The organism is Pseudoduganella ginsengisoli (assembly GCF_009720865.1).
Taxonomy (GTDB): domain Bacteria; phylum Pseudomonadota; class Gammaproteobacteria; order Burkholderiales; family Burkholderiaceae_D; genus Rugamonas; species Rugamonas ginsengisoli.
Genome location: NZ_WNLA01000050.1, coordinates 1 through 11,096 on the forward strand (window position 1 = coordinate 1; position 11,096 = coordinate 11,096).

Genomic DNA, 11,096 nt, shown 5'->3' on the forward strand with positions numbered 1-11,096 from the left:
CAGGCGCGGGCGGCGGACAGCAGGGCTGCGGCGGCAGTGCGCGCGGCAGCGGTGCGGGCGGTGCCACTGCGGGAGATGGCGGCAGTCATGGCCGGCCTCTTGCCGCGGATGCCGTGGCGGAAGCGGTGTCATTGGAAGCCTGCTGCGCGCTGTTGCGCCATAAGGCGGCAGGCGCCATGGCAGCGTGTCCCGGTGCACACCACGCCGAGCCTTGCAACGGCGGCAAGCCGGCTGCGGCGGCAATGGCGGCCAGAGCCCGGCTGATGTCCAGCGCATGGCGTGGCCGCGCCGCGGGATCGGCATCGAGCAACCGGCGCAATAATGCCAGCGCAGGCGTTGCGGCCGGGCCGCACGCCAGTGCAAATCCTTCCATTTCATCGGGCAGCAGCGTGGGCGGCATGGCGCCGCCATGGCGCGCCAGCAAGACGTCCGCCGCGCCGTGCGGATCATCGCGCCGCGCCAGCCCGCATGCGCTGCCATATTGCAGCGGCATGCCGCCCGTGGCCAGGAAATAAAACAGGGCGCCCAGCGCAAAATAATCGCTGGCGGCGCCCGTCAGGTAGCCGCCATGCGGCGCCGGGAAAAATTGTTCCGGAGCCTGCCAGTTCGCGGTGCCGGTATAGCTGTGTTCCTGCGCGGCGGCCAATCGGCGGTTGGCGCCGAAATCCGCCAGTTTGACGAGGCCCTGCCGCGTATCGGCCAGCACATTGCCGGGTTTAAGGTCCAGGTGCCGCCAGCCATACTGGTGCACCTTGCCCAGCGCCTGGTTCAGCTGGCCCATCCACGCCAGCACGGTGGCCAGCGGCAGCGTGCTGCCGGCATGGCGCAGCGCCTGCATATGGCGGCCCAGGTCGCAGTCCATCAATTCCAGCGCCATGACGGGCAAGCCCCGGTGCCGGCCGCTGTCGAGCAGGCGCACGATGTGCCGTTCATCCCACGGTTCCAGCGATTCCAGGAAGTCAATTTCCGCTTCTGCGCTGGCAATCCACCGTTGCCGCAGCGATGGATGCGCTTGCGCCATTTGCGCTTCATTCACGAGTTTCAGCGCAACTTCGCGTGTGCTGTAGGGGCCGAAGGCAGGACCGGCCGCGCGCCACACGGCGCCATAGGCCGACCCGCCGATCCGTTCAATCAGCCGGTAATGGCCCAGTTCCAGGGGAATAATGGTGCCGCAGCAGTCCATGGCGCTCCTTTTGCGGCACAGCGCCGCTGATGGCCATGGCTAGCGGGGGGGCATGAAAAAACGGCCTGGCGCTCGGCAGCGGCAGGCCGTTTTAAAGGCAGGGCGGAATTAATCGCCGTGGCGGTGGTGGCCATGGTGGTAGCCACGGTCATGATAGTAGCCGTGGCCACGGTATTCGTTGTAATACACGACCGGACGGGCTGGTTCCACGTACACGGTGCGTGGCGCAGGGCGGTAGTAATAGCGGGGCGCCGGTTCATAGTAGACCGGGGCCGGCTCGTAATATACCGGCGCGGGCTGGACATACACGGGCGCCGGCGATGCATACACGCGGGTCGAGACGTAGCCGCGGCCATGGCCGCCGCTGAGGCTGTTGCCAACGGCCGCGCCGACGATGCCGCCGACCACAGCGCCGCCGGAACCACCGTTCTGGCTGCCAATGGCTGCGCCTATCACGGCGCCGGCGGCAGTATTGAAATCGCGGTCACCCGCGGCGCTGGCCGTGGACGAAACAGCAACGGCGCCCAACACGGCAACGGCAGTCAAAAATTTCTTGTTCAGCATGATGTGATCCCCTTAGCGATGCCCGGCGGGCGGCTTTGATTCATGGAAGCACTTTAGCTGATGTAGGAAAATTCGCCCACACCTCATACATATTCTTACAAAGCGCCGCGGCTTTGTAACGCCAGCTGTTCCCATTCCTGGCGCAGCAGGCTGTACACCTTTACATCCTGATAACGGCCATGGATAAAGAAGGACTGGCGCAGCACGCCTTCTTCGACAAAGCCGCACTTTTGTGCAATCCGCACGGACGCCGTGTTTTCCGGCGCCATCAGCAATTCCAGCCGGTGCCACACGTGCACGTTGAACAGGTAATCGACCAGCATTTGCGTGGCTTCCGTCATGTAGCCGCGGCCAGCCAGGGCAGGGTCGAACAGCCGGTAGCCGATTTCACGCGTGGTCGGCGTGCGGCTTTTGAAGTGCGTGATGACGCCGACGATGTGGTGCGCCAGGTCTTCAACGACAAACAGTTCACTGTCTTCGGTAACGAAGCCGTTTTGCATGAACTCTTTGCGCATGGTTTCCGGCGACTTGAACTGCGATGAAAAATAATCGCCGCGCGACGGCAAATCATTGGCCAGCGCAATGAAGGTATTCAAGTCGGCCGTCAACAGATGGCGTACCGTGCACAGTTTGCCCTTGAGCATGTCGGGGCCCCGAGAATGATGATGTCTTTATAGTATGACAATGGCAAGCAACTGGCAACGTGGCGGTTTTTGATAGATACACTGCGAAACATTAATAAATCGGTTATTGTTTCTGTCCTTTCTTTGAGGAATCCCAATGAAACTTGCCGTATTGACCACCGTCTTATGCAGCACGCTGGGCGCCGCTACCGCCGCCCCGGCCAATGACCCCGCCACCCTGGGGCAAATCCGCGACACCGCCATGAGCAGCGATTACGCTTTCGAGCGCCTGGCGGACATGACTGACTTGATCGGCCCGCGCCTGTCCGGCTCGCCGGGCGCCGCCGCTGCCGTGGAACAGGTGGCCGACGCCATGCGCAAACTGGGCGCCAAGGTCACGCTGCAACCGGTCAAAGTGCCGCACTGGGTGCGCGGCGTGGAAAGCGCGGAACTGGTTGACTATGCGGGCCGTCCCGCCGGCCTGTCGCAGCGCGTGGTGCTGACTGCGCTGGGCGGCTCCGGCGCCACGCCGGCGGCGGGCCTTACCGCGCCGGTGCTGCTGGTGAAAAGTTTCGATGAATTGAAAGCGCGCGCGGCGGAAGCCAAAGGCGCCATCGTGCTGTTCGACGTGCCGTTCGACCAGGCCATGGCCGACCGCGGCCTGGCCGGCCCGGCGTACGGCCAGGGTTCGAATTACCGCACCAATGGGCCGCGCGAAGCGGCAGCGCTGGGCGCCGTGGCGGCGCTGGTGCGCTCCGTGGGGGGCGCCGATTACCGCATCCCGCATACTGGCGCGACGCGCCTGAACGACAGCCAGCGCATTCCAGCCGCCGCCGTGACGGCGGAAGACGCCATGCTGGTGGGACGCCTGCTGAAGCGCGGCCCGGTGAAAATGCACGTGACGTTGACGCCGCAAACTTTGCCGGACGTGGACAGCTTCAACGTGATTGCCGACTTGCCGGGCGCCGAGCTGCCCGATGAAGTGGTGATCGTGTCCGGCCACCTCGATTCATGGGACCTGGCGACGGGCGCACATGACGATGGCACCGGCGTGGCAGGCGCCATGGGTGTGCTGAAAACCATCAAGCAGCTGGGATTGCAGCCGCGCCGCACCATCCGCATGGTGGCGTGGATGAACGAGGAAAATGGCTTGAAGGGGGGCGAGGCGTATTACGCGGCCTATAAGAATGCGCTGGGCAAGCAGTTCGCGGGCATTGAGAGCGACAGCGGCGGCGGCCGTCCATTCGGCATCCTGGCCAGTATCGCGCCGGAATCGGTCAAGTATTTCGCGCCGCTGCAGCAGGCATTGCAGCCGCTGGGCGCCGGTATCGTCAAGCGTGAAGACCACCTGGGCGCGGCCGACTTGCACATGCTGGAATCGGGTGGTGTGCCGCTGTTCATGCCGCTGGTCGATACGCACAGCTATTTCCACTTCCACCACACGCCGGCCGACACGCTCGACAAAGTGGACCCGGACAGCCTGAAACGCCACGTGGCCGTGATGTCGTCGCTGACGTGGTTCCTGGCGAATATGGACCAGCCGCTGGGCCGCGCACCGGCGCAGGCAAGGTAACGCAAGGGTGCCGGGCCTTCAGGCCGGGCATCCTCATCTCAAGTTCACAGAGCGTTCAGCGGTATCTTCAGATAGCGCACGCCATTGTCTTCCGGCTCCGGCAAGTGGCCGGCGCTGATATTGACCTGGATCGCAGGCAGGATCAGCACCGGCATTTGCAGCGTCGCATCGCGCCGCGTGCGCATGTCGACAAATTCCTGTTCCGACACGCCGTCGTGGATGTGGATATTGGCGGCGCGCTGTGCCGCCACCGTGGTTTCCCATGCCGCCTCGCGCTGCGCTGGCGGGTAGTCGTGGCACATGAACAGGCGCGTTTCTGGCGGCAATGCCAGCAGGCGGCGCACGGAGTGGTACAGGGTGGAGGCCGAACCGCCGGGGAAATCGCAGCGGGCCGTTCCCACGTCCGGCATGAACATGGTGTCGCCGATGAACACGGCGTCGCCCACCTGGTACGCGATATCGGCCGGCGTGTGGCCTGGCACGTGCAATGCGTGCGCCTGCAGCTCGCCAATCATGAACGCCTCGTCCGCTTCAAACAGATGGTCGAATTGCGAACCATCGCGCGCGCCGGCATGCTTGAAATTGTAAATGCCTGAAAACGCTGTCTGCACGGTGCAAATGGCAGCGCCGATGGCGATCTTGCCGCCCAGTTGCTGCTGCAGGTAAGGGGCGGCCGATAAATGGTCGGCATGGGCGTGGGTCTCCAGCAGCCATTGGGTTTGCAAGCGGTGTGCGCGGATGAATGCCACCACCTGGTCCGCATTGTGCGTCGACGTACGGCCGGATTTGGGGTCGTAATCGAGCACGGAGTCAATCACCGCGCATGCACTGCCTTCTCCCGCATGCACGACATACGTGACGGTGGATGTGGCGGGATCGAAAAAAGCCTGGACTTGTGGATTCATATGAGTTCTGCGGTTTTTTGGCCGCGTCATTATAATGAAAATTCATAACGCGATGGTAACTGCGCGGTAGCTGCGTGGTAGCTGCGTTTAGCAATCATACCCCGCATGCTATGCTGCGGGCCATGCAGACCGACGACGCTTCCCTCACTTCCCCTTTTATCTATCTCGCGAAATGGACGCTGATTGCCAGCCTGGTGGCAGGATTGGCGGGCAGCGCATCGGCCCTGTTCCTGTTTGCGCTCGATGCCGCCACGGCGGCGCGCAGTGCGCATCCGGCCATCATCTGGCTGCTGCCGGCGGCGGGTTTCATCGTCGGCTGGATTTACTTGCACTTTGGCCGCTCCGTCGAGGCGGGCAATAATTTGCTGATCGATGAAATCCACGACCCGAAGCAAGTGGTGCCGCTGCGCCTGGCGCCGCTGGTACTGGCGGCGACTGTCGTATCGCACTGGTTTGGCGCTTCGGTCGGCCGCGAAGGGACTGCCGTGCAAATGGGCGGTGCGCTGGCCGATCAGCTGACGCACGTGTTCCGCCTGCGGCCCCATGACCGCCGCATCCTGCTGATTGCGGGGATCAGCGCCGGCTTTGCTTCCGTATTCGGTACGCCGCTGGCCGGCGCCATTTTCGGGCTGGAGGTGCTGGCCATCGGCCGCATGCGCTACGACGCGATTTATCCCTGCGCGGTGGCGGCCATCGTGGCTGATCTCGCAGCCACCGCATGGGGTGTGCACCACACGCATTACAGCGCGGGCTTCGTGCCGCCGGCCGGCGCGCTGGCGCTGCTGGCCGTTGCCGGCGCCGGCATGGCATTTGGTTTCGCCGGGATGGCGTTTGCCCGCTGCACCCATGCGCTGTCCGCACTGGTCAAGCGGCACATCGCGTATGCGCCGCTGCGCCCATTGCTGGGCGGCGCCGTCGTGGCGGCCGCCGTGTGGGCGCTCGGGACGGACCGCTACATCGGCCTGGGCTTGCCGGTCATTGCGCAAGCGTTCCACAGCCAGCTGGCGCACTGGGACTGGCTTGGCAAGTTTGCCTTTACCGTGGCGTCGCTGGGCAGCGGTTTCAAGGGCGGGGAAGTGACGCCGCTGTTTTATATCGGCGCCACCTTGGGCAACGCGCTGGCGCCGCTGCTGCATTTGCCGTTTGGCTTGCTGGCGGCGCTGGGTTTTGTCGCGGTCTTTGCGGGCGCAGCCAATACGCCGATTGCATCGACTGTGATGGCGCTGGAATTATTCGGCCCGGCGATCGGACCGTACGCGGCGCTGGCGTGCGTGGTCTCGTACCTGTTTTCCGGCCACACAGGCATTTACCATGCGCAGCGGCGCGAACACGGCAAAACCGGCTCGCCGCTGCGGTGAGCACAGGCATCCGCGCAATGGGCGGAACAGGACAGTCTAATAAGGAGTCGCAGTTCCGCGCTGCGGATGCCGTCAAGGGTATCCGTAGCGCGGGAATATGCTGGAAGACGATTCCGCAAAAATCGTGAAAACCGTATAACTCTTGCGGACGCACACCGGATTCCGGAGCCAGGTCCGGATCAAGTGCTTAGTTGGAGGCGATGGTGCGAGCCACCAGGTTCGTGCTCTTGCAGGCGCCGATGGAGGCGGCCTTGGAGCCGGTGTCAGCCGTCACTGCTTCTTGGCATGCGCCGCTTTGTTGCTGGCGGGTTGCATGACCAGGAGCCATGAGACCGTTCAAAACGTAAAAGAAGTAGAAGGCAATAGCTGAGATGGCAAATGTTTTCATTTTTACTCTACCCGTTGCGTCATAGAAAATATTCTATCAGAAGCGCATTGATAAGTGTCAAATAAAAAGCAAAATTATTTAACCAAATGCAACTTTTGGTGTGAAAAAGCAACGTCTATGCTCTTCCCTTGACATGCTTTTGCTGCGACGCAAGATTTTAATTGTATTGAGGTAATTTTTTTACCTCGCGAAGTGACTCTGGTGTAACCCGTGCTGCTTTACCCGTCTGCACCTTCTTTGCGGTGCTTTATGTGTGCATCAGTTGGCGAACTCAGCCGCCGACATTATGATGCTGCGCACGATTGAAAAGTGCAATATTTACAATTGGTAATACCAAAATTGCACCAATTTGGCGATCAAACGACGCTTTTTTGCCACGACTTTTGTTGCACTGCAATGCCATCCGTCAATCTACATGATGGCAGGCATGAATGTCACGGTCTTCATCATGTCATGTAACAGTCCCTCGCACCGCATGCCCGCGTGCATAACAGGTATAGTATGGCGACAGGAAACATATTGTATAGAACAAAAGAGCAATAGTGTTGCTCTACGGAATTGAAATGGGCAGGACCATATTAAGAAAGTGTGAAACAATTAGGTTAGTTCCTGAAAGTAAAGGATAATTCCTTGTTTTATGATTAACAGGCATGGGCCAGACGTGACCGATAGTGATTTCAACGACGAGGTATGCACGACACCGGAGGCGGCGCGCCTGCTGGGGATTTCTCCATCGACTGTCCAACAGCTGGTGGAAGCGGGCATTATCAAGGCGTGGAAAACCAAAGGCGGACACCGGCGCATCCCGTTGTCCGCCGTCCATGCGTATAAAGCCAGCACGCTTGCCACGGCGGAGCCCGCCTCATCGGCGGTGCCGGCCGTAGCGCCGAAACTGGCGCCGGTGCGCGCCGGCCAGCCGCTGCAAGTGCTGGTTGTCGAGGACAATCCCATGCAGCAAGTCGTTTATCAGCAGCACTTCAATGCGTGGAAATTGCCGATGCAAGTGCAGTATTGCGATAACGGCTACAAGGCGCTGCTGGAAATTGCCGCGCAAAAGCCGGATGTGCTGTTATCAGACATCATGATGGCGGGCCTGGACGGGCTGGAAATGATCCGTACGCTGCTGGAGCGTCCCGAATTGGCGGACATGAGCATTGCCATCCTCAGCAGCGTCGAGCCTGACGTGCTGGAACAGCGGGGCGGCATCCCGCCCCACGTGCTGTATTTTGGCAAACCCGTGGAATTTGACGAGTTGCGCGGCTTCCTGCGCGGCTGCTGCGCACAAAAGGCGCGCAATGAATTGCGGCTGCCTCCTGGCTGATTAAAACAGTTCAATCGCCGGCCGGGCGGCCCCGCCACCCTCCAGTCCCAGCGCCGCATCGTGAATTTCACGCTGCTGCGCCATCACATATTGCGAACGGTGCGCTTCCAGCATCGCGGCCAGTGCCGGGGCGGTCTGCTGCTCGGCTGGCGGCGATGTGGCGTCGCCCACCACGTCATTGAGGTGCGCGACAATTTTCTCCAGCATGGCCTTGACGTTTTCAATTTGCTGGCGGCTGACGTCCTGGAATTGCATGTGGCCCAGCGCGCCGACGATTCTGCCGTGGATGTCGCCGATCGCCACATGCGACTGGCCGCAAATGCGCGTCAAGTCGCCCAGCGTGTCGGCGAAATCGCTCATGGTCTGCTCAAACCCTTCCGACAGCGCGCGGATATGCGTGTCGCAGTTGCGCGCGCTGGCAACGATGGCCAGCAAGCTTTGCCGCACCTGCCCGCCGACGGCGGCCAGCGCTTCATCAATGGCGCCCGTGGCCTTTTCCGTCGCTTGCGACAGGTGCCGTACTTCCGTGGCCACGACGGCAAATCCCTTGCCGGCCGGACCGGCGCGCGCTGCTTCGATGGCGGCATTGAGCGCCAGCAAATTGGTTTGGCGGGCAATGGTGCGGATCAGTTCCGTGGAACCTGCCAGCTTGTCCACCAGCGCCAGCACGTCATGGACGCGCTGTTCGTCGGTTTGCGCTTCGCTGGCGCGGCTGCCGATGAAGTTCGCCAGCTGCTCCAGCATCTGCTGGTTTTGCTGCAGGCGCGCTGACTGGCGCGCAGCGCTGTCGGCATCGCAGCCGCGCAGCAATTCCAGCAATTGCGAACTGGCGCCGCTCAGCGACTCCAGTTCCGCCATCACGGCTATCGCGCCTTGTTCCGTGCACTGGTTGGCCGCATCGAGCTGGCCCGTCACGACCGGCAGGTACGTATTCAAGTCCTCGAGGTTGCGGCGCAGCCGCTGGCGGTGCGACAGCACGACGGCGCGCTGCGCCAGCCAGTCATGCGCGGCGCGCAGCATGCGGCCGTGCAGCAGCGGCTGCAGCAGCATCGAAAGCCCCCGCTGCGCTTGCAGCAGCATGAACACCGCAACGGCGACCAGCAGCGCTTCGCCGGCATACGAACCGGGCGCGTGGAACAGCGGCGCCAGCGTGTCGTGGAATCGCACGTGCAGCAAGCCTGCCGCGCCGGCCAGCAATGCGCTGGCCAGGTTGCCGGAACGGCCGCTGCCGATGAACAGGTGGCGCATGGCTCTCTCCTTATGCGCCCGGCACCAGGCGGCGGATCACGCTCAGCAAGTCAGGGCCGGGAACGGGCTTGACCAGCCAGCCGGTGGCGCCCAGGCGCTTGGCTTCATCGCGCTTGGTGGTTTCGCTTTCCGTCGTCAGCGCCAGGATGGGCGTGAAGCGCAGCACGGTGCGGGCATGCTTGATGAAGTCCAGGCCATTCATGTTCGGCATATTGATGTCGGTGATGATCAAGTCCGGCTTCAGGCCGCCCTTGATGCGGTTGAATGCTTCCTGGCCGTCTTTGGCGGTATCGACTTTCAAACCGTGCATTTCCAGCGTGCTGCGCAGGCTCATCAGCATGGTGGCGGAATCGTCGATAAGGAAAATGGATTTGGACATGGCAGTACTCCTTGTGATAAATGAAAGGGATCAGGGCAGGGCGGCGCCCAGCCAGATGGCCAGCCCCGCATCGCGCGGCAGGGCGGCAAGGACGGGACGGGCCGCCATCAGCAATTGCAGGATGGCCGCGTGGCAGTGCGTGCAGTCCGCCAGATCGGCCCGTGCATCGGGGTGGCTGGCCAGCCACGCCAGCAAGCCATCCGCTTCTTCGATCGTCACCGTGTCGGTGAAACGGGCCACGTTATTCTGGTATTCAATGGTCATAACAGCTCCTTGGGGTTCAGTACCATCAGCACGGACCCGTCGCCCAGCAGCGCCGAACCGGCATAGCACGCCATCCTGCCCAGTTCTCCGGGCAGGGGTTTCAACAGCACGTCAATGACGCCGCGGAACTGGTCGACCAGCAGGCCGACTCTTTCGCCGCCGGCGCGCACCACCAGCGCGGCCAGTTCGTCGTCGGCATTGGGCTGCGGTTCCGCAGGCAGCGCCAGCAGCGAATTGAGGGCCACCAGCGGCACGATGGCGCCGCGCAGTACGGTGGTCATGCTTTGCTTGATGGAGCGGATGGCGGCCATCGGCAAGCGCACGGATTCCACCACCAGGTCCATCGGCACGCCGAAGATCTGGCCGTCCGATTCCACCACCATGACGTTGGTGACCGCTACCGACAGCGGCAGCGACAGGCGCAAGGTGGTGCCGGCGCCGGGCACGCTGTGCAATTCCAGCGTCCCGCCCGCATTCGACAGCGCCGTGCGCACCACGTCCATGCCGACGCCCCGTCCCGACAAGTCGGTGATGGCGTCCGCCGTGGAAAAGCCCGGCGCAAACACCAGTTCCTGCGCTTGCGCATCGGTCAGGCGCTCGGCCTGGGCCTCATCGATAATGCCTTTGGCCACTGCCTTGCGGCGTATCTGTTCCGGATCGATGCCGCGCCCGTCGTCACACACTTCAATACGCACGCGGTCCGATTCCTGGACGGCGCGGATCAGCAGCCGCCCGCAGCGCGGTTTGCCGCTGGCAAGGCGCTGTTCCGGCATTTCAAAGCCGTGATCGAGGCTGTTGCGCACCATATGCATCAGCGGGTCGGCCAGCACTTCCACGATATTTTTGTCCGCTTCCGTGTCTTCGCCTTCCAGCACCAGTTCCACTTCCTTGCCCAAACGGCGCGAAATGTCGCGCACCAGGCGGGGGAAGCGCTGCAGCACGACCGATACGGGCATCATCCGCACCTGCATGATGGCGTCCTGCATTTCTTCGGCAATGCGGTTGATGACGGCATATTGCGCCTTGATGTCGCGCGCCAGTTCACGCACGCCGAACTGGTTTTCCGCGCGGTTGGCCAGGTAGGGCAGGCTGTTTTTTGCCACCACCATTTCGCCGATCAAATCCATCATGCGCTCGACCTTGGCCTGGTCTACTTTGAGGACTTTACCGATTTGCACGTCGTCGGCGCGGCGGCCGAAGCGCCCTTCGTCTTCGCCACGCCGCTCACCACCGCCCGCGGCGGCAGTGGCGCCGGCAGCGCGGGCCGCCATGTGGGCCGCCAGCCAGTCG

12 protein-coding genes are annotated in these 11,096 nt (G+C 62.6%); 3 read left to right on the forward strand and 9 right to left on the reverse strand.

The features are described from left to right. Positions 1-85: 85 nt before the first annotated feature. From GM668_RS29865 to GM668_RS29875, 3 genes are all read right to left on the reverse strand, one after another. A complete protein-coding gene (locus GM668_RS29865) occupies positions 86-1,183 on the reverse strand; it encodes a protein kinase domain-containing protein (protein WP_155442621.1) in 1,098 nt (365 codons plus the stop codon). A 108-nt stretch (positions 1,184-1,291) separates the two neighbouring features. Then, positions 1,292-1,747 (reverse strand): glycine zipper 2TM domain-containing protein, encoded by a 456-nt coding sequence (locus GM668_RS29870; RefSeq protein WP_155442622.1) that lies wholly within the window; start codon positions 1,745-1,747, stop codon positions 1,292-1,294. Positions 1,748-1,842: 95 nt separating this feature from the next. Continuing rightward, a complete protein-coding gene (locus GM668_RS29875; protein ID WP_155442623.1) occupies positions 1,843-2,391 on the reverse strand; it encodes a GNAT family N-acetyltransferase in 549 nt (182 codons plus the stop codon). 136 nt (positions 2,392-2,527) lie between these two features. Between GM668_RS29875 and GM668_RS29880 the strand changes: the two genes are divergently transcribed. Continuing rightward, positions 2,528-3,943, forward strand: a complete 1,416-nt coding sequence (locus tag GM668_RS29880; protein WP_155442624.1) for a M20/M25/M40 family metallo-hydrolase — start codon at positions 2,528-2,530, stop codon at positions 3,941-3,943. 44 nt (positions 3,944-3,987) lie between these two features. On the opposite strand, the gene GM668_RS29885 is transcribed toward GM668_RS29880, so the two are convergent. After that, the gene (locus tag GM668_RS29885; RefSeq protein WP_155442625.1) at positions 3,988-4,848 is read right to left on the reverse strand and encodes an MBL fold metallo-hydrolase; all 861 of its coding nucleotides are present in this window, start codon (positions 4,846-4,848) and stop codon (positions 3,988-3,990) included. Positions 4,849-4,970: 122 nt separating this feature from the next. Between GM668_RS29885 and GM668_RS29890 the strand changes: the two genes are divergently transcribed. After that, entirely contained in the window at positions 4,971-6,206 is a 1,236-nt protein-coding gene (locus tag GM668_RS29890) for a voltage-gated chloride channel family protein (protein ID WP_155442626.1), read from the forward strand. A gap of 187 nt (positions 6,207-6,393) precedes the next feature. On the opposite strand, the gene GM668_RS29895 is transcribed toward GM668_RS29890, so the two are convergent. After that, entirely contained in the window at positions 6,394-6,594 is a 201-nt protein-coding gene (locus GM668_RS29895) for a hypothetical protein (protein ID WP_155442627.1), read from the reverse strand. A 661-nt stretch (positions 6,595-7,255) separates the two neighbouring features. Between GM668_RS29895 and GM668_RS29900 the strand changes: the two genes are divergently transcribed. Further along, a complete protein-coding gene (locus GM668_RS29900) occupies positions 7,256-7,915 on the forward strand; it encodes a helix-turn-helix domain-containing protein (protein WP_371868801.1) in 660 nt (219 codons plus the stop codon). Here the strand turns inward: GM668_RS29900 and GM668_RS29905 are convergent, their stop codons facing one another. The 4 genes from GM668_RS29905 to GM668_RS29920 form a co-directional block, all read right to left on the reverse strand. After that, a complete protein-coding gene (locus GM668_RS29905) occupies positions 7,916-9,163 on the reverse strand; it encodes a methyl-accepting chemotaxis protein (RefSeq protein ID WP_155442629.1) in 1,248 nt (415 codons plus the stop codon). Positions 9,164-9,173: 10 nt separating this feature from the next. Next, positions 9,174-9,542: a response regulator gene (locus GM668_RS29910; RefSeq protein ID WP_155442630.1), complete on the reverse strand. Its 369-nt coding sequence runs from the start codon at positions 9,540-9,542 to the stop codon at positions 9,174-9,176. Between the two features lie 30 nt (positions 9,543-9,572). After that, positions 9,573-9,806, reverse strand: coding sequence for a hypothetical protein (locus GM668_RS29915; protein WP_155442631.1), 234 nt, complete (start codon positions 9,804-9,806; stop codon positions 9,573-9,575). Continuing rightward, positions 9,803-11,096: chemotaxis protein CheA (locus GM668_RS29920; protein WP_170305919.1), on the reverse strand; the 1,294-nt coding region annotated here is incomplete at its 5' end. The genes GM668_RS29915 and GM668_RS29920, both read right to left, overlap by 4 nt.

Coding starts and splice junctions, on each gene's coding strand:
- GM668_RS29890 (WP_155442626.1), top strand. CDS start 4,971: ATGCAGACCGACGACGCTTCCCTCACTTCCCCTTTTATCTATCTCGCG.
- GM668_RS29910 (WP_155442630.1), bottom strand. CDS start 9,542: ATGTCCAAATCCATTTTCCTTATCGACGATTCCGCCACCATGCTGATG.
- GM668_RS29870 (WP_155442622.1), bottom strand. CDS start 1,747: ATGCTGAACAAGAAATTTTTGACTGCCGTTGCCGTGTTGGGCGCCGTT.
- GM668_RS29915 (WP_155442631.1), bottom strand. CDS start 9,806: ATGACCATTGAATACCAGAATAACGTGGCCCGTTTCACCGACACGGTG.
- GM668_RS29885 (WP_155442625.1), bottom strand. CDS start 4,848: ATGAATCCACAAGTCCAGGCTTTTTTCGATCCCGCCACATCCACCGTC.
- GM668_RS29880 (WP_155442624.1), top strand. CDS start 2,528: ATGAAACTTGCCGTATTGACCACCGTCTTATGCAGCACGCTGGGCGCC.
- GM668_RS29865 (WP_155442621.1), bottom strand. CDS start 1,183: ATGGACTGCTGCGGCACCATTATTCCCCTGGAACTGGGCCATTACCGG.
- GM668_RS29905 (WP_155442629.1), bottom strand. CDS start 9,163: ATGCGCCACCTGTTCATCGGCAGCGGCCGTTCCGGCAACCTGGCCAGC.
- GM668_RS29875 (WP_155442623.1), bottom strand. CDS start 2,391: ATGCTCAAGGGCAAACTGTGCACGGTACGCCATCTGTTGACGGCCGAC.
- GM668_RS29895 (WP_155442627.1), bottom strand. CDS start 6,594: ATGAAAACATTTGCCATCTCAGCTATTGCCTTCTACTTCTTTTACGTT.